The sequence below is a fragment of the Paraburkholderia sp. BGA-UO-ETr-F12 genome (assembly GCF_059567945.1).
This window is the reverse complement of record NZ_JCAQOZ010000046.1, coordinates 371,973-391,437: the sequence shown is the minus strand read 5'-3', so window position 1 is coordinate 391,437 and position 19,465 is coordinate 371,973. Positions and strand designations below refer to the sequence as shown.

The 19,465-nt window shown below is 62.9% G+C and carries 22 protein-coding genes; 11 read left to right on the top strand and 11 right to left on the bottom strand.

The genetic code is table 11. The features are described 5' to 3' along the window. The first annotated feature begins 94 nt into the window (after positions 1-94). Positions 95-766: a response regulator gene (locus AC57B6_RS20980; RefSeq protein ID WP_025496324.1), complete on the top strand. Its 672-nt coding sequence runs from the start codon at positions 95-97 to the stop codon at positions 764-766. Continuing rightward, positions 763-2,187: a sensor histidine kinase gene (locus AC57B6_RS20975; RefSeq protein ID WP_496422028.1), complete on the top strand. Its 1,425-nt coding sequence runs from the start codon at positions 763-765 to the stop codon at positions 2,185-2,187. The genes AC57B6_RS20980 and AC57B6_RS20975 overlap by 4 nt, the downstream gene beginning before the upstream one ends. A 29-nt stretch (positions 2,188-2,216) precedes the next feature. On the opposite strand, the gene AC57B6_RS20970 is transcribed toward AC57B6_RS20975, so the two are convergent. From AC57B6_RS20970 to AC57B6_RS20960, 3 genes are all read right to left on the bottom strand, one after another. Continuing rightward, positions 2,217-3,368, bottom strand: a complete 1,152-nt coding sequence (locus AC57B6_RS20970) for a CmpA/NrtA family ABC transporter substrate-binding protein (RefSeq protein WP_496422027.1) — start codon at positions 3,366-3,368, stop codon at positions 2,217-2,219. Positions 3,369-3,378: 10 nt separating this feature from the next. Then, positions 3,379-3,954: an ANTAR domain-containing response regulator gene (locus AC57B6_RS20965; RefSeq protein WP_028194712.1), complete on the bottom strand. Its 576-nt coding sequence runs from the start codon at positions 3,952-3,954 to the stop codon at positions 3,379-3,381. 266 nt (positions 3,955-4,220) lie between these two features. Next, the gene (locus tag AC57B6_RS20960; protein WP_496422026.1) at positions 4,221-5,462 is read right to left on the bottom strand and encodes a cyanate transporter; all 1,242 of its coding nucleotides are present in this window, start codon (positions 5,460-5,462) and stop codon (positions 4,221-4,223) included. Between the two features lie 266 nt (positions 5,463-5,728). Here AC57B6_RS20960 and AC57B6_RS20955 point away from each other — a divergent pair, with 266 nt between their 5' ends. After that, positions 5,729-6,472 carry a GntR family transcriptional regulator gene (locus AC57B6_RS20955; RefSeq protein ID WP_235430057.1) on the top strand — a complete coding sequence of 248 codons (744 nt, stop codon included), beginning with the start codon at positions 5,729-5,731 and terminating at the stop codon, positions 6,470-6,472. Between the two features lie 199 nt (positions 6,473-6,671). Here the strand turns inward: AC57B6_RS20955 and infA are convergent, their stop codons facing one another. The 3 genes from infA to AC57B6_RS20940 all read right to left on the bottom strand — a co-directional run bounded on the left by infA (position 6,672) and on the right by AC57B6_RS20940 (position 8,112). Continuing rightward, entirely contained in the window at positions 6,672-6,944 is a 273-nt protein-coding gene (gene infA, locus AC57B6_RS20950; protein ID WP_012427521.1) for a translation initiation factor IF-1, read from the bottom strand. 130 nt (positions 6,945-7,074) lie between these two features. After that, complete coding sequence (locus AC57B6_RS20945; protein ID WP_007177609.1) at positions 7,075-7,356, bottom strand: hypothetical protein; 282 nt, start codon at positions 7,354-7,356, stop codon at positions 7,075-7,077. Positions 7,357-7,893: 537 nt separating this feature from the next. Further along, entirely contained in the window at positions 7,894-8,112 is a 219-nt protein-coding gene (locus tag AC57B6_RS20940) for a hypothetical protein (protein ID WP_028194708.1), read from the bottom strand. Between the two features lie 358 nt (positions 8,113-8,470). Here AC57B6_RS20940 and AC57B6_RS20935 point away from each other — a divergent pair, with 358 nt between their 5' ends. Next, positions 8,471-9,115 (top strand): helix-turn-helix transcriptional regulator, encoded by a 645-nt coding sequence (locus AC57B6_RS20935; protein ID WP_028194707.1) that lies wholly within the window; start codon positions 8,471-8,473, stop codon positions 9,113-9,115. A gap of 3 nt (positions 9,116-9,118) precedes the next feature. Here the strand turns inward: AC57B6_RS20935 and AC57B6_RS20930 are convergent, their stop codons facing one another. Continuing rightward, positions 9,119-9,520 (bottom strand): OsmC family protein, encoded by a 402-nt coding sequence (locus AC57B6_RS20930; protein ID WP_178371092.1) that lies wholly within the window; start codon positions 9,518-9,520, stop codon positions 9,119-9,121. Between the two features lie 2 nt (positions 9,521-9,522). Here AC57B6_RS20930 and AC57B6_RS20925 point away from each other — a divergent pair, with 2 nt between their 5' ends. From AC57B6_RS20925 to AC57B6_RS20900, 6 genes are all read left to right on the top strand, one after another. Next, positions 9,523-9,720, top strand: a complete 198-nt coding sequence (locus tag AC57B6_RS20925) for a hypothetical protein (RefSeq protein WP_281662628.1) — start codon at positions 9,523-9,525, stop codon at positions 9,718-9,720. A gap of 125 nt (positions 9,721-9,845) precedes the next feature. Next, positions 9,846-11,144 carry an NAD(P)/FAD-dependent oxidoreductase gene (locus AC57B6_RS20920; RefSeq protein WP_496422025.1) on the top strand — a complete coding sequence of 433 codons (1,299 nt, stop codon included), beginning with the start codon at positions 9,846-9,848 and terminating at the stop codon, positions 11,142-11,144. A 24-nt stretch (positions 11,145-11,168) separates the two neighbouring features. Continuing rightward, on the top strand, positions 11,169-11,726 hold the full coding sequence (locus AC57B6_RS20915) for a helix-turn-helix domain-containing protein (protein WP_028194704.1): 558 nt from the start codon (positions 11,169-11,171) through the stop codon (positions 11,724-11,726). Between the two features lie 203 nt (positions 11,727-11,929). Continuing rightward, positions 11,930-13,276 carry a glutamine synthetase family protein gene (locus AC57B6_RS20910; RefSeq protein WP_028194703.1) on the top strand — a complete coding sequence of 449 codons (1,347 nt, stop codon included), beginning with the start codon at positions 11,930-11,932 and terminating at the stop codon, positions 13,274-13,276. 164 nt (positions 13,277-13,440) lie between these two features. After that, the gene (locus AC57B6_RS20905; protein WP_028194702.1) at positions 13,441-13,635 is read left to right on the top strand and encodes a DUF1653 domain-containing protein; all 195 of its coding nucleotides are present in this window, start codon (positions 13,441-13,443) and stop codon (positions 13,633-13,635) included. An 80-nt stretch (positions 13,636-13,715) separates the two neighbouring features. Continuing rightward, positions 13,716-13,910: a YqaE/Pmp3 family membrane protein gene (locus tag AC57B6_RS20900; protein WP_028194701.1), complete on the top strand. Its 195-nt coding sequence runs from the start codon at positions 13,716-13,718 to the stop codon at positions 13,908-13,910. A gap of 14 nt (positions 13,911-13,924) precedes the next feature. On the opposite strand, the gene AC57B6_RS20895 is transcribed toward AC57B6_RS20900, so the two are convergent. Both AC57B6_RS20895 and AC57B6_RS20890 read right to left on the bottom strand, forming a co-directional pair. Further along, the gene (locus AC57B6_RS20895; RefSeq protein WP_028194700.1) at positions 13,925-14,239 is read right to left on the bottom strand and encodes a 2Fe-2S iron-sulfur cluster-binding protein; all 315 of its coding nucleotides are present in this window, start codon (positions 14,237-14,239) and stop codon (positions 13,925-13,927) included. 88 nt (positions 14,240-14,327) lie between these two features. Continuing rightward, positions 14,328-16,331, bottom strand: coding sequence for a sigma-54-dependent Fis family transcriptional regulator (locus AC57B6_RS20890; RefSeq protein ID WP_496422024.1), 2,004 nt, complete (start codon positions 16,329-16,331; stop codon positions 14,328-14,330). Positions 16,332-16,758: 427 nt separating this feature from the next. On the opposite strand from AC57B6_RS20890, the gene AC57B6_RS20885 reads away from it, so the two are divergent. After that, complete coding sequence (locus tag AC57B6_RS20885; RefSeq protein WP_028194698.1) at positions 16,759-17,049, top strand: DUF1488 family protein; 291 nt, start codon at positions 16,759-16,761, stop codon at positions 17,047-17,049. A 28-nt stretch (positions 17,050-17,077) separates the two neighbouring features. Here the strand turns inward: AC57B6_RS20885 and AC57B6_RS20880 are convergent, their stop codons facing one another. Together AC57B6_RS20880 and AC57B6_RS20875 are read right to left on the bottom strand one after the other, a co-directional pair. Beyond that, a complete protein-coding gene (locus AC57B6_RS20880; protein ID WP_496422023.1) occupies positions 17,078-17,608 on the bottom strand; it encodes a cytochrome b in 531 nt (176 codons plus the stop codon). A 254-nt stretch (positions 17,609-17,862) separates the two neighbouring features. Next, positions 17,863-19,164: an NCS2 family permease gene (locus AC57B6_RS20875; protein ID WP_028194696.1), complete on the bottom strand. Its 1,302-nt coding sequence runs from the start codon at positions 19,162-19,164 to the stop codon at positions 17,863-17,865. Positions 19,165-19,465 lie beyond the last annotated feature (301 nt).

Sequence of the window (19,465 nt, the reverse complement as noted above, 5' to 3'; positions counted from 1 at the left end):
TAAGAGAGGCGTGCTTTCTGAATGCTTTCAGTTTTCGAAAGAAATGCGTCACAATGGTCGAATCCGCCTCATGGATTTCCCTGGGATTCTGTTTATGCGTGTGCTGCTCGTTGAAGACAATCCGATCCTTTCCCGCTCGCTGACCGACGCGTTGACCAGCGCGAAACTCACCGTCGATTGCATGCACGACGGCGAATCCGCCGACCATGTTTTGCGCACGCAAGACTACGCACTGGTGATTCTCGATATCGGTCTGCCCAAGCTCGACGGTCTCGAAGTGTTACGCCGTCTGCGCGCGCGGCGCAACGCGGTGCCCGTATTAATGCTGACCGCGCATGGTTCGGTGGAAGAGCGCGTGCGCGGCCTCGATCTCGGCGCCGACGACTACCTCGCCAAGCCCTTCGCGCTCACCGAACTCGAAGCACGTGCGCGGGCGCTGTTGCGCCGCAGTCATGGGCAGGAGCCGCTGCACGCGCAGTGCGGCACGCTGCTTTACGACAGTGTCGATCGCGGCTTCACGCTCGACGGCGAGCCGCTCGCGTTGACGCCGCGCGAACGGTCGGTACTCGAGGTGCTGATCCTGCGCAACGGCCGCGCGATCAACAAGGACACACTCTCGGAGAAAATCTTCGGGCTCGACGAATCGGTGAATGCCGATGCTATCGAAATCTACGTACACCGTTTGCGCAAGAAGCTCGAACGCAGTTCGGTCGGCATCGTGACGCTGCGCGGGCTCGGCTATCTGCTGGAAGCGAAAGACGTATGACGCGGCCGAATCTGCGCGTTCGTGTCGCGCTCTGGTTGTTGCTGCCCTTGCTTTTGCTACTCGCTTTCGATGCATGGCTCACGTATCAACGCGCAATGAACGCGGCGCACGCGGCCTTCGATCGCACGCTGGACTTTTCGCTGCGCTCGATCCGCGATGGCATCCGTTTGCGCGACGCCCAGATCGAAGTCGATTTGCCGTATCTGGCGCTGGAGATGTTCGAATCGAACGGCGGCGGCAATATCTACTATCAGATTCGCGAGGAGGGTGGCCGGGTGGTGACCGGCTATCCGGACTTGCCGGCAGGCACGAAGGCGTCTGGCGATCTCTACAGCGTGCAGTTTTACGACGACATGTTTCGTGGCCGCCCGCTGCGTATTGCGATGCTGCGGCTGCCGGTCCACGACGTGCCGAGCGCGCAAACGCGCGTGGTGCTGGTGCGGGTCGGCGAAACGATCGAACAGCGCCAGGCGCTGGCACGCGAAATTCTGATCGGCTCGTTGCAACAGGAATTCCTGCTGGTGGTGCTTGCGCTAGGCATTGTGTGGCTGGGGGTTGCGCGCGGCTTGCGGCCGCTGAACCGCCTGTCGGCCAAAGTCGCCGCGCGTGCCGAGAACGATCCGACGCCGCTCGATACGGTGGGCCTGCCGAGCGAAGTCGCGCCGCTGGTCGATTCGATCAATCAGTACATTGGCCGTACGCAGTTGATGCAGTTGTCGCGCAGGCGATTTTTCAACGACGCCGCGCATCAGTTGAAGACGCCGCTTGCGATCATTCAGGCCGAGTCGGAGCTGGCGCTGCGCGATATCGACGGCGGTGAAGAAGCCTCGCTCGGCAGCCGGCGGCAAGGCGTGCATTTGCGGCGGCTGAATCGAGCGGTGCAGCAGGCGGGGCGCATCGTGCAGCAACTGCTGTCGCTCTCGCGGCTCGATGCGGACAGCGGATATACCGTCAAGCATGCCGCTGTGCCGCTGCACAAGGTAGCGCGCAGCGTGACGCTCGACTGGTCGCCGGTCGCGCGCGCTCGCGGCATCGATCTCGGCTTCGAACAGGACGTGCGCATCGAGGTGATGGGGCAGAGCGATCTGCTGGCGGAACTGGTCGGCAATCTGATCGATAACGCAATTCGTTATTCCGGCGATGGGGCAGTGATTACCGTACGCGTTGCATGTGAAGCCGGGCAGGCGCTGCTGCAGGTGATCGACAACGGACCGGGGATTGACGTCGGCGAACGCGATGCGGTGTTTGAGCGCTTCTATCGTAGTGAGGCGACGCAAGCGGTCGAGGGTAGCGGGCTGGGCTTGTCGATCGTGCGGGAAATTGCACGCGTGCACGGCGCGTCGATCGCACTGAGTGAGGCGCCCGGCGGTGGTCTTGTGGTCAGCGTGCGGTTTCCGATGTTAGAGGCCGCGCTCGCGTGATGACCACGCCGTAATCACCGCAGCGCTCTCTATGCGCGGATAGCGAAGCTCCTTGCGTACGCGGTGGCGACCGTCTCGCTACCCCACACCTTGCCGTCGATGAGCCGTGGGGCATGTTCATCGCCAGGCACGGCTACGCCAACGCGCGCCGCTGCTTCGCGATACAACTGCGTCTGATTGATTCGCGCCGCGATCTCCGCGTAATCCGCGCGCGCGTCGATCATGCCCCAGCGTTCGAACTGCGTGAGAAACCAGGCGCCCTCGGCGGCGCGCGGGTAGTTCACCGCGCCGTTGTCGAAGAACCGTACCGGCAGGCCATGCGGCGCCGATGCAGCGATTTCGTTGCCTAAGCGCGCTGCGATCAACGCTTCATCGATGCCGATGAATTCGGGCCGCGCCAGCCAGTGTGCAATCTCCTCGCGATGCCCGGCGCCGTCGAGCCAGCGGCATGCTTCGAGCATCGTCTGCACGAGGGCGCGGGCGGTATTCGGATTCTCGTCGACAAAATCGTGCCGGCATGCCAGCACCTTCTCCGGATGATCGGGCCACACCTCGCTCGTATAGGCGACCGTTCTGCCGACACCGTTCGCTTCCGCCATTGCGTTCCATGGTTCGCCGACGCAGAGGCCGTCGAGCTTCTCTTCGGAAAGCGCGGCGACCATTTGCGGCGGTGGAATCACCACGCTCTCAATATCGCGCAATGGATGCACGCCTTGCGACGCGAGCCAGTACGACAGCCACATTGCGTGCGTGCCGGTGGGGAAGGTCTGCGCGAACACCGGCTTGCGGCCGAGCGTCGCCAATGCTTTCGGTAAGCTGCCGTGTTCGGCCAACGCATCGGCGAGGCGCGTTGACAGCGTAATCGCCTGGCCGTTGCGATTGAGCACCATCAGCACGGCCATATCCGTTTGCGGACCGCCGAGGCCGAGCTGCACACCGTAGACGAGACCATAGAGCACGTGGGCCGCATCGAGATCGCCGCTTAGAAGCTTGTCGCGCACGGCAGCCCATGACGGCTGTCGGCACAACTCCAGCGTCAGGCCATGGGCGTGGCCGAATTCGAGCAGCTTGGCGGCGACGAGCGGCGCGGCATCGGAGAGTGCGACGAAACCGAGCCGAAGATGAGTTTTCTCGAGCGGTGCGGGCACGGACGAGGAGGAGGCGGAGGCGGCAGAGTTCATGAGCGGCGCTTCATTTGAGCGATTCCGCCGACGCGATGACAGCACGCGCGACTTCGGCGAGTTTGACGCCCTGGTTCATTGCGCGTTTGCGCAGGTTGGCGTACGCAGCGTGTTCGGTGATCTTCTGTTGATCCATCAGCAGGCGTTTGGCGCGATCGATCAGCTTGCGTTCGGTGAGTTCGCTTTCGACTTGCGCGAGCCGCTCGCGTAACTGCGACTCCTGCGCAAAGCGTGCGAGCGCCACTTCGAGAATCGGCGCGAGCCGTTCCGTGGCGAGCCCTTCGACGAGATAGGCCGTGACGCCCGCACCGACCGCGTCGCGAATCAGTTGCTGGTTCGCGTCGTGGCTGAACATCAGCACCGGGCGGGGTGCGGTGGCATTCATCACCGCGAGCTGTTCGAGCGTATCGCGCGACGGCGATTCCGTATCGATGATGATGACGTCCGGCCGTTCGCTCTGCACCACGCGGTGCAGCGCTTGCGGCGTCGCCGTGCCGGCCAGCATCTCGTAGCCAAGTCGTGCGAGTGCGTCGCGCAGATCGCCTATCGGCTTGTCGGTATCGGTAACGAGAAGAACACGCAGCATGGGGGAGGGTTTATCGACGGCTGACAATCGATAAAGCAACCTGTATGCCAGTGCCGGCCAATCACGGCGAAGCTCACGCAATCACGGGCTTATCTGCGGTGCCGGCAAAGGCGGCTGCACTTGCGCGGTGCGTCCGTGGGGTGTGCACCGAAGCGGGGCGCTATATCATGCCACACCCGCACCGCAGCACGCACTCTTCATGCCGGCGGCCAGTTTTGCGATGACGCCCGACCGGGCAAAGCAGCGAAAGCGAACGCGTGCGCTGATCAATACCACCGCGCGTAACTGCGAGGCGAGAACAGGCAACTGACTGCAATCATGGCGGCTATGCTGACGGCGAGCATGATCCATGCAGCCCCAAACCCGCCGCTCCAGCCGCGAACGATGCCGGCAAAAACGGGCGCGACGGCGGCGACGATAAACCCGACACCCTGAGTGAACGCGACCAGTTTTCCCGCGACGCGATGATCGGCCGAATGATCCATGGCGGTCACGAGCGTCAACGAGAACGTCCCGCCAAGTCCGGCGCCGGCAACGCCGACCCAGACCAACGGCGCCGCATCGGGCCATAGGATCAACCCGAGCAAGCCGACGAATTGGGCGGACAAGCCCAGAACCAGCCACGGTCGCCGGTCCCGGAATGGCGCTGCGGCCAGCGGAAGCAATAAGGCTGCTGCTGCCTGAAACATCGTCATGCTGGCAAGCAACGAGCCGCTATCCGTGACACTCACGCCACGCTGCTGGTAAAACGCGGGCAACCACGCGACGAGCGTCGTGTAGCCACCGTTGACGATGCCGAAGTAGAGGCCAAGTGTCCACGCGCGCCGTTTGCGCCACAAAAGAGGCGCCACGGGACGCGTGACAGCGGACTGTGCTGCAACCCCGGCCGCAGACCGAAGATTCGGACCCAACCAGCAGATCAGTGCGATCAGCGCAGGAATAGCCCATACCGCGAGCCCTGCATGCCACGATCCCATCGCGTTGCTCACCCATGGACTCAGGCGCGCCCCCAGTCCGCCGCCACCCATGATCGATGCCGAGAAGACGCCCATCGCCAACGGCACCCGCGTATGGAAGCGCTGCTTCATGACCGCGGGCAGCAGGGCCTGAATCGCCGCGACACCGACGCCCGCCAGCGCAGCCGTGAACAACAGGCCGGCGCCGCTTGCGGCCGTTGCCCAGCGCGCGCCGCAAGCCAGGCCGATCGCCAGCAAACCGAGCGCGACACCGCGCGTCTCGCCGACCGTACGGGTCAGCGCGCCGGCACCGAACGCGCCGATGCCCATCGCGACAACCGGCAGGCTCGTCAGCAATGACGCGCCGTAGAAGCTCAGACCGGTTGCCGCACGGATCGTCGTCATCAATGGGCTGATCGACGTCAGCAAGGGCCGCAAATTGATGCCGATCACCACGATCACGCCCAGCCACAAGGCATCACGCCACGTCAGCGCTTGGGAGGCAGGGATGGCGTCGGTACGGGCTGAAGTGGCGCTGGAGTGCGAATTCACAATGGACCTGGAGGCGAGAGGTGGACGCTGCCGGTAGGCGCGAAAAAACTGTGCGGCTTTGGCGGGATGGCTGGAATAGCGTGTCGAAGGGAACGGAACACTCATCTGGGGCGTATTTTGGTCAACAATAGTATCATTGAATGGTTAACCATTTTTTGTGATTCCCGGTATAGGCAACCGGATAGTCGCGCCGTGAACGCGTGGCGCCGGCCGTGCGCCATCGCTACAATGCCCGGCGATATCGCTTCCTTTCCGTCACTGAATTCATGGCCCCACGTTCCCGAAGTGCATCGTCTGCCGCTACAGAAACGCCTCTTCACACCGTGATCGAAGACGACGCGGTCACGATCGAAGAGCGCATTTACACGTCGATTACGGCGGCGCTATTGCAAGGCCGTTTGCGGCCGGGTGCGCAACTGGTCGAGCGCGATCTCGCTGCCGCGTTTGGTTGCACGCGCGGCGCGTTGCGCAAGGTACTCGCGCGGCTGGGTTTCGAGGGCAAGCTGGTGCTCGAGGCGAATCGCGGCGCGTTTGTGCCGTCGCCGTCGGAGGAGGATATTCGGCAGGTGTATCGCGCCCGGCAGATCGTCGAGGCCGGCATAGTCGCGGCTTTGTGCGGGAGTTTGAGTGCGGCTCACAAGCGCCGCCTGCGCGCGCACGTGCGTGGCGAGGAGAAGGCGTCACGAGCGGGCGCGGTCGACGAATCCGTGAGGCTCGCGGGCCAGTTTCATGTGTTGCTGACCGAGCTCGCGGGTGGTACGGAATTGCTTGGCCTGGTAGGTCAACTGGTCGCGAAGACCGAGCTTTACAAGGCGTTGTTCGATCCGTCGAAGGGCTCGACCTGCTCGGCGGACGAGCACAGGCAGATTATTGAAGCGCTCGATGCGGGAGACCTGCATGCGGCACTCGCGGCGATGCGCGAGCATCTGTCGGAACTGGAGGAGCGGGTGGTCGAGCAGGTGCGCAAGAGCGCCGCCGGAGAGGATCTCGTTGCGGTGTTCGGGGCGTAGGAAGGCACGGAAAGCGCAGGGAAGCGCAGATAAAGAAGGCGTAACGTGTGCGGCGCCCAGGCGCGCCGCTCAGGCTCGAGTCGATGATTCAAGCCGGAGAAGGCGCGCGAAAGGCTTCGCTAACAACCGGACAACAACAGTTCACCACGCGTTGACCGACCACGAAGCAGGTCGTTGAACGGTCAGCGTGCCGCCAGTCTTAACGGCGACGGAATTGCGTATTGCGTGCGCCGCCGCCACCGGTGGCGCGCTCGTCTTTGTGACGGAAATTGATCCGGCCTTTGGTCAGATCGTAAACCGACAGTTCCAGCGTCACGCGGTCGCCCGCGAGAATACGGATGTGATTCTTGCGCATGCGCCCGGATGCGTAAGCGCCAACCACGACGCCGTTGTCGAGCGTCACGCGGTAACGACTATCCGGAAGTACTTCGTCGACGATACCGTCAAGTTCAAGCAGTTCTTCTTTCGCCATGCATAACTCCTGGTCGATGGGATAAGTGGGTGTTGGCCACGCAGTTAAGCCTGGCGCAACATCTGATACGGTTGACAGCTGGCTTTCGGGCCAACTGCTGCGGCACCAGCAGATTCGCTGATAGTACCGCTCAAAGATCGGCGACGGACTGGCCGTCTACACGGCCGTCGATCAATTGCTCGGCGTGGGCCATGCACGCAATGCGCGCCTTGCCCGTGCCGTCGAACGGAAACAGATACTGCAGACGGAACACACGCCCGTCGGCCGCCGGATTGGCGCCTACGCGGCAGATGCGCACCGACGCGTCGTAGCCTGCGTCCGGATTGCGGCTCGTTTGACCGTCCGCCGGGCGGCGCGGATAGACGAGCGGGTGAATTTCGTAACCCTTGTACGTCTTGACAGCTGAATTCATGAAGCACGTGTCCTGTATTACGTGGCCCCCGTGTCACGCGTGTTACGCGCGGCACAACAGGCCGGGCAGCGCTGCACCTTGGGGCGCGCCGCCATGGAAAAGGGTTGGCACAGGCCCAATGGCAAGGGCATGAGCGCGGCCGCGCAAAATCGCGGATTCGATGGAGAAGAAACACGCTGATGTCGCGCAGACATCGGGCGCGTAAATGAACTACTCAGCTGCACAACTCGCGACGGCGAATGCAGGCGGCGCATTGCCGGAGTGACGGGATCGCCGACAGGCGGCGGTCGAACAGTCGGGGGTGGTGCGGAGACGCCAATTGAAACTGTGCTTGATACTGCCGGTGTTACGGATGCGGAATACAGCTATTCCAATATGATGCACTAAATGGGGCTAATTGGATAGCAAAAAGTTCCGTGCGCGGGCAAACCGCCCAACTGGCGGGGCGTTGGGCGAGAAAAGGCTGCTGCGGACGGGGCGCCGGCAGCGGACCGGCGCGCCGCGCCCGAGACGGCGCCGGGAGGATAAAGGCGGGTCTCAGCGGGTCGTTTCGGCGACGCGCTTCTGCAACTCGCGTGAAGCGGCGAGCGGAATGCGTGCGTCGTCCCAGCCGGCCAGCCATTCGACTTCCTTCGACGTAAAAATCTGCCCGTGATTGCGCAGCGTGTATTGCAGGGAATCGATGATGTGGTTGCGAATGATTTCCGGCGTGCCTTCATCATCGAGCACGGCGCGAAATGCTTCGAGCGTGGCCATCTGTTGCTCCGTGAAAGGGTGGATTGTTTTATCGCACGAAAAAAAAGCGCCCGCCACGCGGACAAAAATGCTTCGGTGCGGATGCAACAACGGGAACCCGGGGAAATCATCTGATTGAACGCCCATCAAAGCGCTGCGCGCGATGCGGCCCCGCAATAAAACCGCGCGGCGCAGTCCTCATGCCGTGGCGGTCGCGGTCGTCGAGTGGGGTCGTTACAATGGCGCGTTATTGCATGTTATTGCGCCTCGCTGCCGGGCAGCGTTGTGCTTGCCGCGCCTGACGGCCATAACCCCGGCGCCTTGCCTGGCTCTTCGGAGCACAAGCGGCGCCGCATCCCTCGAACACTGCGATTCATCAATGCGCAAGACAACCGTCTCTCCCGTGAAAGATCTGCTGCTGGAGCGCTACGCATCCATCGCGGACGGTATCGCGGCGCTGTTCTACCCCTGTGCCGAAGTCGTGATTCACGACCTGCGCGACCAGACGATCGCGTATCTCGTGAACAACCTGTCGAAGCTCGAAGTCGGCGGCCCGTCGGTGCTCGATGAAGTCCACTATGCGGCGCGGGGCCGGACGATCGGGCCCTACGAGAAGCTGAACTGGGACGGCCGGCGTATGCGCTGCGTCAGCAATATCCTGTTCGACGACGAAGGCAAGCCGGCCGGCATGCTGTGCGTCAACTTCAACATCGCGGTGTTCGAAGACGTGCGCTCCACGCTCGATCTGTTCATCAAGGGCGGCAATCTGAGCGCCGCGCCCGCGGAGGAACTGTTTCGCGACGACTGGCAGGACCGCATCAATACGTTCCTGCACACCTGGCTGCGCGAGCGGCAAATTGGCATCAATGCGCTCACGCGCGAGCACAAGCGGGAAATCGTCGAGGCGCTGCACGCGCAAGGCGCGTTTCGCGGCCGCAGTTCCGCGAATTATGTGGCCGCCGTGCTGACCATGGGGCGCGCCACCGTCTATAAGATTCTGAAGCAGATGAAAGAGGGTGGCTGAGCGTCACTGCACGGTCGTGTCGATCCGGGTGCCCCGTTTGATGAACAGGGTGACCGGCGTTTTCTCGCAGATCTCGGCGAGGCGGTTGCGCTGGCTATCGTCGAGCGGGCCCTCCACCGAGACGGTGCGCCGAATGAATTGACCGCCGTCGCGCTCGACGTGCAATTCCGTGTCGACCTTGATCCGGCCGCCCGGCCAGGCCTTTCTCTGCATGTACATCCGCAGCGTGGCGGCCGTGCATGCCGCGAGACCCGAGAGCACGAATTCGAACGGCGCTGGGCCGCTATCCTGGCCGCCTTCTCGCGGCCCTTCATCACCGAGCAGGCTGTGTGTGCCCGCATCGACTTTGACGACATAGTTGGGCGCGTCTGCGTCCGAGATGGCGCTTGCGATCGCGAGAGTCATTTTTGTCCTCACTGTTTTATCCATGGACCATCTGGCTGAAACGCCCGGCGTTGAAATACGCGCTTGCCGGCCGGAATCTCGTCGGGCAGATCCATCACGAAGAGACCCTGCACCGGATGCAGGATATCAACGTGGCGTCGCGCGTGCATCCTCGCACCTCACGCTGCTTCCAATCGACGCCTGAAATCGACGCCGTGTGACGCGCTTCATCGTGCTCCCGGATGGTTCGGCGCAATACGATGGTTCTACTCTCTGCTTGCCTTCGTGAAAAATAGCTGCTATTTTTTCATGAAATTATTTGGCTATTTTTCACGGGGCAGCGCAGATGTTCCATCAGTCCGCCGAGCACGTCGCGAGCTACTATGCGCGCACTTATCCTGGCCCGATTCCGCTGCGTCCGGCTCTCGAAGGGCGCCTGGACTGCGACGTGCTGATCGTCGGCGCAGGTTTCAGTGGCTTGCACACGGCGCTACGCCTCGCTCTGGGGGGCAAGCGTGTGACCGTGCTGGAGGCGAGCCGGGTGGCGTGGGCGGCTTCCGGGCGCAATGGCGGTCAGGCGCTGCTCGGCTGGTCATGCGATATGCCGCCGCTGGAAGCGGCGCTGGGGCTGGAACGTTCCCGGCGGCTATGGGACAGCATGTGCTGGGCCGCCGCAGAAATACGGGCGTTGCCGCAGCGGCATGGCTTCGATGCGGACTATCGCGCCGGCAGTCTGTGGGCGGCGGTGCTGCCGCGCCGCGTTGCGCTGCTGCAGCAGGCGCAGCGGGAGGCCGAGGAGAAATGGGGCTACGACCGGATGCGCTTCATTCCTCGCGAGGAGATGCCGGCGTGGATTGCGAGCGAGCGCTACCAGGCGGCGCTCTACGATCCCGAGGCGGGCCACCTGAACCCGCTAAAGCTGGCCCAGGGTCTGGCGGCGGCGATCGAGCAGGCCGGTGGACGTATCTTTGAGCAGAGCCGCGTGCTGGATTACGGCGAGACGCCGGGCGGGCTCGGCGGCTATGTAGCGCGCACCGACAAGGGCGCGGTGCGTGCCGACGTACTGGTCCTCGCCTGCAACGCGTATATCGACCGCCTCGACCGGCAACTGGCGAGGCGCATGTTGCCGGTCGGCACTTACCAGGTGGCCACGGCGCCGTTACAAGCGGAGGTGGCCCGTTCGCTGCTGCCGCGCAACAGTTGCGTGATCGACAACCAGTTCGTTCCCGATTACTTTCGCCTCAGTCCTGACAACCGTCTGTTATTCGGTGGCGGCTGCACGTACGCGGGCGGCATTCCCAAGGATATTGCCGCGGCCACCCGGCCTTACCTCGAACGGGCGTTCCCGCAATTGCGTGGGGTGGAGCTGGAGTTTGCCTGGGGCGGACATATCGATATCAGCATGAAACGCACACCCGATATCGGCCGGCAAGGCGAGCGCTACTGGTTGCAAGGCTATTCGGGGCACGGCGTGCTTCCCACGCTCGCCGCGGCCCGGGCCGTCGCCGACGCGATCCTCGGCGACGATGATCTGCTGGATCTGTATCGGTCCATCGAGAATCCGCCGTTTCCCGGCGGCGCGTTGCTGGCGGCGCCGCTGGAGGTCATGGGTAAGACCTGGTACCGTCTGCGCGACAGAGTCTGAGAGAGCCTGAAGAGGGGATGGAAGGTGAACAAGCAGGAAGAAATCGAAGGTCTTGCGATACTGATTCGCGACCTGCGCAAGCATAAGAAAGTGACGTTGGGCGCATTGGCGGAAAAGATCGGCCGCTCAGTGGGTTTTCTCTCGCAAATCGAGCGTGGTCTTTCGCGTCCGACCGTTGGCGATCTGACCGCCATTGGTGAAGCGCTTGGCGTGCCTACCACGTATTTCTATAACCTGAGCAAGCCGCGAGCGCTGCCTTGGGTGACCCGACCCGATGAACGCCGCACCCTCTATTACGCCGAGGGCGTGACCGACGTGCTGGTGTCGCCGAACATGTCGGCGGGCTTTTCGATGCTGGAAAGCCACCTGGCGCCCGGCGCCAGCAGCGGCGACAAACCGTTGAACGACAGCGACGAGCAAGGTGGCTTCGTCCTCGAGGGCGAGTTGACCATCTGGCTGGACGACGAGGCGCAGCCCGTAACCCTGGGTCCTAACGACGGCTTCCAGGTGCCGGCGCACGCCCGGTTCCGCTACGCCAACCTCTCCGATCAACCGACACGGGTGCTTTGGGTGTTCACCTAGCATTGCGGCGGCCCGCTCGATCAAGCATCGGAGCTGATGCGGAACAAAAATATGGATTGCTAATTACTGACATCGTCAATGAACGTGATAAGCGACCACGGTGAATTTAACATCCCATCATGGCACTGACTTGCCGGCCCCGATCCATCGCAACTTTGCACTGAATCTCAACCCTCGCGCTTGCGCGTGAGAAGGACAACACCATGACGTCCCCCAGCGCTGATCTGCTTAGCGAAGTGAGAGCCTTCCGCGCGGCCTATCCCGAGGTGCGCTACGTCGACCTCATTTGCCTCGACATCCCCGGGCACTTTTACGGCAAGCGGTACCCCGTGGAGATGCTCGAGAAGGTCGCGGGAGGCAGTCTGCTGAAACTGCCGCAGAACTGCATTCTGCTGGGTGCGCAGGGCGGCCTGTACCCGATTGGCGACTATTGCTTTAACGACGGCGACCCGGATGCGGTGCGCCGCCTGATTGCCGGCACCCTCAAACCCGTGCGATGGGAAAGTCAGCTGTTGGGCCAGATGTTGATCAGCTCGGACGGCACCGCGGCGCCCATCGTGTTCGAACCGCGCGAGGTCCTCGCGCGCGTGCTGAAACGCTTCGAGCGGCGCGGCATCCGCCCGGTCGTGGCCTTCGAACTGGAGTTTTACCTGTTCGACGCCCGGCTCGCCGACGGTCTGCCGCAGTTCCCGCGCGATCCATTCTGTGACGACAGGGACGACCAGCCGAACATGCATATCGAGCGTCTGTCGCGCTTCTCCGGGGTGCTCGATGAAATGGTCGAAGTCACACGTGAGCAGGGCGTGGAAGCTACTGTAATCACGGCTGAACTGGGACCGGGGCAGTTCGAGATCAACTTTGCCCACAACGACGATGGCCTGCGCGCCGCAGACTGGGCCGCCCTGTTCTGCCGCAGCACGCGCGGCGTGGCGATGAAACATGGCTACCGCGCCAGTTTCATGAGCAAGCCTTATTTGCAGGCGCCGGGCAGCGGCATGCACGTGCACGTGAGTCTCTACGATGAGGCCGGCAACAACCTGCTGGCGGCGGACGGCCAGCGCCCATTACGCCACGCTGTGGCCGGGTGTCTCGCGCTGTTGCCGCATTGCATGCCGGTCTTTGCCGCCAATCACAACGCGTTTCGCCGCTACGGCTGGAAGGCGAATGCCGCGAGCCGGGGCAGTTGGGGTTTTGAAGACCGCGACGCCTGTATTCGCATTCCCGAATCGGACGATCGCAACCTGCGCATCGAACATCGTGTGGCGGGCGCCGATGCGAACCCGTACCTCGTGCTGGCCGCGATACTCACCAGCATGGAGCACGGCCTTGACACCGGCCGCGAGCCCATCGCGCCGCTCAATGAAGACCGCGCGAGCGGGATCGACTTCCCGAAGGACATGCTCACCGCGGTCGCGGCAATGCAGGATCATCCGGTGGTGCGCGCGGGGATGGGCGAGGAGTTCGTCATGGTCTACTGCGAGAACAAACGGCAGGACCACCTGGATTTTATGAACGAGGTGAGCGCGCGGGAATACCGCTGGTTCCTTTGAGCGCGCATCGAGACTGTAGATCGCTTGCCGCGCGAGTCTCAACGCGTGATTTTTCACGTCCCGACACGGGTTTAAAATAACGGCCGCAACAAGACCGCGTGCTCTGTTTCGGAGGGCGCCGGGTCGTCTACATACATTCCGTCGACCGGAACAGGAGCAGTTGAATGGTGCGTTATCGGCATTACAAAGGCGGCATTTACGAACTGATTTGCGAGGCCACGCTGGAGTCCGACCCAACGGTCACGATGATCGTGTACAAAGCCAGCAATGGTACGATCTGGACGCGTCCGGCTTCGGTATTTTTCGAGCTGGTCGAAATCGACGGCGCCAAGGTGCCGCGTTTCGCGCCGATCAACTAGACGGGCTCGCTCAGGCGATCGCAAGTGCGATCTCTGCCGGAGAGCGCGTGCCGCCAGGTCATTACAAACAGGAAATCTGAATGCGTTTATTGCTTGCCATCATTCTGCCGTGGTTTCAGTTCTTCACGATCGGCCGGCCGTTTGCCGGCATCATCTGCCTGATCTTGCAGATCACGCTGATCGGCTGGATTCCGGCCGCGATCTGGTCGGTGTACGCGTTGAGCCAGTACAACACCGACAAAAAAATCGCCCGCGCAATGGGCAACGGCCGTTGAGGCCGGCTGCGAGCTTATTCGCCGCGCGCCTGTAACTCGACCGCATCCGGTACTTCGAGCACCACGTCGGTTTCCGCAATCGCCACGCACGGCAGGACGTAGCCTTCTGCTTTTTCTTCCCGGCTGAGGCCGGGCCACTCGATCGTGTAGCGCACGCGTCCTGCCGTCATTTTGCAAATGCAGGTGCGGCACGTGCCATTACGGCACGAGCGCGGCAGGCGGAGATTCGCAAAGCCGGCGGCTTCGAGGATCGTGAGCGAATCGGGCGCTTCGAAGCTTTGGCCGAGCGGCTCGACGCGAACGAGAGGCGGGCGGGTGGAGTCGGACATCGTGTGAGCGGGTGACAGATTGCGCCACACTTTACACGCTACGCGCCTGCAGCACGCTGCCGGGCGTCCATGCCTCAGCGTCGCCGGGTCAATGCGTCGTGTTTCCGCGCCGCAGATACCGATACACCGTATTTCGCGCCAGTCCCAGCTCGCGCGCGGCAGCCGACACATTGCCGTCCAGCCGCTCGAGCGTTTGCGCGATCAAGGTGGCCTGCCAGTCTTCCATCCGGGCGGGTGATGCATGCACGGGTGCGGCCTGTCGTTCACGCCCATCACCCCCGTTAGCATTGCCTGAGTGGGTCGAGTGTGCCTCCAACGGCTGGGCGGCGGCCATCGAATCCCTGCAATCCTGCAGAAAATCCTCCGGCAAATCTTCCAGTTCGATCTGCTCCGCGCCTTCGGCCATGATGCTTGCGGTGCGCAGCACGTTAGCCAGTTGCCGCAGATTGCCGGGCCAGCGGCATTGCGCAAACCGTTCCAGAACCTCATCGGATACACGCCGCGGCAAACGCTCGCCATCCGCTTGCAAGGCCAGCATGCGCTCGACGAGCACTGCCAGATCGCTGCGCTCGCTCAGCGCCGGGAGGGTGACGACGAGGCCGTTGATCCGGTAATACAGGTCTTCGCGGAAGGTGCCGGCTTCAATCATCTCGCGCAGATTGCGGTGGGTTGCGCAGACGATGCGCAGATCGACCGGAATCGCCCGCGTGCCACCGAGCGGCACGACGGTGCGCTCCTGCAGGACGCGCATCAGGCGCACTTGCTGGGCGAGCGGCATATCGCCGATTTCGTCGAGAAAAAGCGTGCCGCCGTCGGCCTGCACGATCTTGCCGACGCTGCCGCGTTTCTTTGCGCCAGTGAACGCGCCGTCCTCATAGCCGAACAATTCTGCTTCGATCAACGTATCGGGCAAGGATGCGCAATTCAACGCAACGAACGGCGCGGAGCGCCGCGGCGAATCGTGATGGATCGCGCGGGCGAGCCATTCCTTGCCGGTGCCGGTTTTGCCGAGCACGAGAATCGGAATGTCGCGGCCACGCAGCTTGGCGACTCGTCGCAGGATGGCGGAGACGTGTGGGTCGCCGGTATCGAGCGTTTCGAGTGTCGCGGGCGGTGTGGGTGGCGTTGCTTCGCACGGACGACCCGTCGCGCGCGCGCCATTGGACGCGGACGCACGCGCCGCGTCAGGCAGGGCTTCCGCCGAAGCCACATAGCGTGGCGCGGCAAATTCACCGCGTGCGACCACCCGCACGCCGCTTGGCAAGGTCAACTCGACGCTTTCGCCGGGCGCGCGCGCGATCTGTTGCAGCAGCCGGGCGAACGCGGTACCGAACAGCGCATCGAAGCGCTGTCTTTGCAGCTCGGCGAGTGGCTGGCCGAATTGAAACAGCGCGCTGCGATTCGCGGACAGGAACACGCCGTCTGGGGCAAAGGCGGCTAGTCCTTCGTACAGCGTACCGATGAATTCGGCGCGTGCGTGAAAGTGGACACGAATCGCGTCGGCGAACTGATTGGAGAACAGGTGATTTTCGATCATCTGCGCCGACATCCGCACGAGCGCCAGCGTGTGCTTGTGGAAGCCGCGCGTGTCGCCGCTGACATCGAGCGCGCCGATGGTGCGCCCGAACGGATCGGCGATCGGCGCGCATGAACAGGTCAGGATCCGGTTCGCGTGCAGGAAATGCTCGCCGGCGTGCACGACAGTGGGCTGCCCGTCGACGAGCGCGGTGCCGATCGCGTTCGTGCCGCGATCCGCTTCGGCCCATGACACGCCCGGGCACAGCGCGACGCGATTGGCTTTTTCGATGAAGTCGCTGTCGCCGAGACTGTGGAGAATCACGCCGTGATTGTCGGTAAGCAGCACCATGCTTTGCGTGTCGACAATCTGCGCGTGCAAGGTCTCCATGACGGGGAGCGCGTGCGTATAGAGCGACTGATTGCGCTCGACAAGCTCACGCAGCGCGACGCGGCGCAGCGGCTGAAAGTCCGGCGTTTCCGACGCCCGCAAGCCGACTTCGAGCGAGCGGGCGTGAGCCTGCGCGATGACATCTGGACGACCGACGGCGGGCGGCGTGGCAGCAGGATGAGTCAAAGCATGTCTCCGGTTATCGGACCCGGCAGGTGCGTTGCCCGCCATTGCGTTGCGCAGTGCAGCATACGGGGTGGATGCGTGCTTGCGGCTGAACACCGATATTACAGGACGAAACGGGACCGGAGCGTAACCGCCGCAGCAGGAAAAGATCCGTTCGCACGACCGGGGCGGTGCCTCAAAACAGCACGTCAGGCACCAAAATCAAGCAAACAAAAAGGAAAACTTGCGCAGCGCCCGAACTCGTCTACAGTGAATCCAATCACCTCCGCGAGGCGCGAAGTACGGCGCGCTCGCAACCGCGAGGTGACGGACCCGCACTACCGGCATCCGACCAGGGGGAAAAAGCGCTGCAAGTGCGACCAGACTCAACCAGCGTGCGCAGTACCGACCGATTCATGCGCAGCACCCAACCTTTCAGGTGAATCCCATGCAGATCCTCTTCCCGAACGAAACCCCTGAATATTCAGGTCGCGAACTTACCTTGGCGTTTCCGGCAATGGTCGATGGGCAAAGGGTGGAATGCATGATCACGGCCGAGGCGCTGGAAGACCACTTTGGCGCCGCCTCGCCGCGTCTGGAAGACATGGTCGGCGCATTCGACGCGCACCGGGCCCGGATCGAAGCAGCGACGAGACGTCTGCTGTCGGAAACACGGGCGCAATGTCTGGTGCTGAGAAGCGGTTACGTGCGCTTCTATGAAGCGAACTGGCGCAACTGAGCGCGTGCGCCAAAGACCCGGCGCCGGCTTAAACCATTCGCCGCAGCGTCTGGTCCTTGAACACGACATGGTGTGCAATCGCCGCCAGCGCGTGTAATCCGATCACCCAATAGAACGCGTTGCCGAGCCACACATGCGCGGTCTTGAGCAATGGCTTGGCGACCGGATCCGCGCCGATCAGCGTGTAGTTGACGTTGATCCAGGCGAGCGTGACCGGATGCCCGCCGGCATTGATCATCAGGATGCCGACCAGCGGCTGCGCGAAGATAAAAGCATATAGGGCGAGATGCGCGGCGCGCGCCAGAAACGCGAGCAGCCGGTTGCCGGTGAGTTCCGTGGGTGCGCCGGCCCAAAGCCGCCACAGCAGGCGCAGGACCGCTAACGTCAGCACCAGGGTGCCGGCCCAAAGATGCACGCTGCTCCAGAAAGCCCGGCTGTCCGACCCTTTTGGCCCACGAATTTCGATTGCCAGATAGGCGAGCGCGACCAGCAGAAAAATCGCCCAATGAAAGAAGATCGCGGGCGTCGTATAACGGCCCGAGGCGCGGTGGTAGGACATGCAGGGAACTCCTGTGACCAGATCGTTGGTTTTTATCAATCATCGGATGATAAAGGGTGCCAGAGCTGAACGGACGCCTTCAGGGAAACGATTATTGATCCAGACCGAACCGTGGCCAAACACCGTGGCGCTATCGCCGTGCTCTCAGCCGGGAGCGGCATGGCATTACGCATTGAGCGCTGCCATGCCATGCCGCGTCTTGTTTTGTTTTGTCCCGAACCGGTTCCCGGCTTGCGTGCCAGAAGCCGTCGTGTTTATTCGCTGCCGAGGTAGAAATAGCGGAACAGGAAAATCGCCGCGATGATCCACACCACCAGCTTCACTTTGCGTGCTTGCCCGGTCAGCAGTTTCAGGCCGGCATACGAGATGAAACCGAACGCGACACCATTGGCGATCGAATAGGTGAACGGCATCAGTAGCGCGGTGAGCGCGGCCGGCACGACTTCGGTGGCGTCGTCCCACGGCAAGTCGAGCATTTCGCGCAGCATCAGGCACGACACGTACAGCAGGGCCGGCGCCGTCGCGTAGCCGGGCACGACGGCCGCGAGCGGTGCGAAAAACAGCGCCGCGAGGAACAGCACGGCGACGGTGATCGCCGTCACACCGGTGCGGCCGCCGGCCTGTACGCCCGACGCGCTTTCGATATACGCGGTGGTCGACGACGTGCCCAGCATCGAGCCGGCCAGAATCGCCGTGCTGTCGGCGAGCAGGGCGCGGTTCAGCCGGAACATCTTGCCTTCCACCAGCAGTCCGGCACGATTGGCCACGCCCATCAGGGTGCCGGTCGCATCAAACAGTTCGACGAGGAAGAACACCAGGATCACGTTCAGCACGCCGGTGGAGAGCGCGCCGCGAATGTCGAGCTGGAACAGTGTCGGCGAAATGGACGGCGGCGCGGAGACGATGCCGTGGAACTGGTTGCCGCCGAAGAAAAAGCTCAACACCGTCACGCCGACAATGCCGATCAGGATCGCGCCGCGCACCCGCAGAAAGTCGAGTGTGACGATCGCGAAGAAGCCGATCACCGCGAGGATCACATGCGGGTTGTGCAGATCGCCGAGCGTGACGAGGGTGGCCGGATTGCCGACCACCACGCCCGCCGTTTTCAGCGAAATGATCGCGAGAAACAGGCCGATACCGCCGGTGATGGCAATCCGTATCGAATGTGGAATGCCGTTGACGATCACTTCACGCACGCGAAACAGCGTGACGATCAGGAACAGGCAGCCGGAGATGAACACCGCGCCGAGCGCGGCTTGCCAGGTGAACCCCATGCCTTTAACGACGGTGTACGCGAAGTACGCGTTCAGGCCCATGCCGGGTGCGAGCGCGATGGGGTAGTTCGCGTAGAGGCCCATGATCAGCGAGGCCAGCGCGGCCACGATGCAAGTCGCGACGAAAACGGCGTCCTTCGGCATGCCGGCGTCGCCGAGAATCGCCGGGTTGACGAAGATGATGTAGGCCATCGTCAGGAAGGTTGTCAGCCCTGCGAGCACTTCGGTGCGCAGGTCCGTGCCGGCGGCGTCGAAGCCAAAGTATCGTTTTATGGAGTCCATGTGGCGGGTCTCTCGTTGTTCAAAAAGCGTTTCTTGTGGTTGATACGGGCTATGCGCAGCAGATGAGCAGGCCACGAGCATGGCGACCGCACCGTCCGACACGGATCTGATCGCTGATGCGCCACGCAGCCAGGCCTACCGGCGGATTGTAGTCATGATTGGCGGCGCCGCCCAGATTGCGTGACGGCAGGCTGCACTGAAGGGGCGTGATGATACCTTGTCGGCGCGCGGCGTGGCGCGGCGCGGAGTGGCAAACAGGCTTGCGGCGTTGCGGCGTTGCGGCGGGGAGGGAGGTTTTGCG

Excerpts from the sequence above, each read along its gene's own strand:
- AC57B6_RS20980 (WP_025496324.1), top strand. The coding sequence starts at position 95 with ATGCGTGTGCTGCTCGTTGAAGACAATCCGATCCTTTCCCGCTCGCTG.
- AC57B6_RS20975 (WP_496422028.1), top strand. The coding sequence starts at position 763 with ATGACGCGGCCGAATCTGCGCGTTCGTGTCGCGCTCTGGTTGTTGCTG.
- AC57B6_RS20970 (WP_496422027.1), bottom strand. The coding sequence starts at position 3,368 with ATGAACTCTGCCGCCTCCGCCTCCTCCTCGTCCGTGCCCGCACCGCTC.
- AC57B6_RS20965 (WP_028194712.1), bottom strand. The coding sequence starts at position 3,954 with ATGCTGCGTGTTCTTCTCGTTACCGATACCGACAAGCCGATAGGCGAT.
- AC57B6_RS20955 (WP_235430057.1), top strand. The coding sequence starts at position 5,729 with ATGGCCCCACGTTCCCGAAGTGCATCGTCTGCCGCTACAGAAACGCCT.
- infA (WP_012427521.1), bottom strand. The coding sequence starts at position 6,944 with ATGGCGAAAGAAGAACTGCTTGAACTTGACGGTATCGTCGACGAAGTA.
- AC57B6_RS20945 (WP_007177609.1), bottom strand. The coding sequence starts at position 7,356 with ATGAATTCAGCTGTCAAGACGTACAAGGGTTACGAAATTCACCCGCTC.
- AC57B6_RS20940 (WP_028194708.1), bottom strand. The coding sequence starts at position 8,112 with ATGGCCACGCTCGAAGCATTTCGCGCCGTGCTCGATGATGAAGGCACG.
- AC57B6_RS20935 (WP_028194707.1), top strand. The coding sequence starts at position 8,471 with ATGCGCAAGACAACCGTCTCTCCCGTGAAAGATCTGCTGCTGGAGCGC.
- AC57B6_RS20930 (WP_178371092.1), bottom strand. The coding sequence starts at position 9,520 with ATGACTCTCGCGATCGCAAGCGCCATCTCGGACGCAGACGCGCCCAAC.
- AC57B6_RS20920 (WP_496422025.1), top strand. The coding sequence starts at position 9,846 with ATGTTCCATCAGTCCGCCGAGCACGTCGCGAGCTACTATGCGCGCACT.
- AC57B6_RS20910 (WP_028194703.1), top strand. The coding sequence starts at position 11,930 with ATGACGTCCCCCAGCGCTGATCTGCTTAGCGAAGTGAGAGCCTTCCGC.
- AC57B6_RS20905 (WP_028194702.1), top strand. The coding sequence starts at position 13,441 with ATGGTGCGTTATCGGCATTACAAAGGCGGCATTTACGAACTGATTTGC.
- AC57B6_RS20900 (WP_028194701.1), top strand. The coding sequence starts at position 13,716 with ATGCGTTTATTGCTTGCCATCATTCTGCCGTGGTTTCAGTTCTTCACG.
- AC57B6_RS20895 (WP_028194700.1), bottom strand. The coding sequence starts at position 14,239 with ATGTCCGACTCCACCCGCCCGCCTCTCGTTCGCGTCGAGCCGCTCGGC.
- AC57B6_RS20885 (WP_028194698.1), top strand. The coding sequence starts at position 16,759 with ATGCAGATCCTCTTCCCGAACGAAACCCCTGAATATTCAGGTCGCGAA.
- AC57B6_RS20880 (WP_496422023.1), bottom strand. The coding sequence starts at position 17,608 with ATGTCCTACCACCGCGCCTCGGGCCGTTATACGACGCCCGCGATCTTC.
- AC57B6_RS20875 (WP_028194696.1), bottom strand. The coding sequence starts at position 19,164 with ATGGACTCCATAAAACGATACTTTGGCTTCGACGCCGCCGGCACGGAC.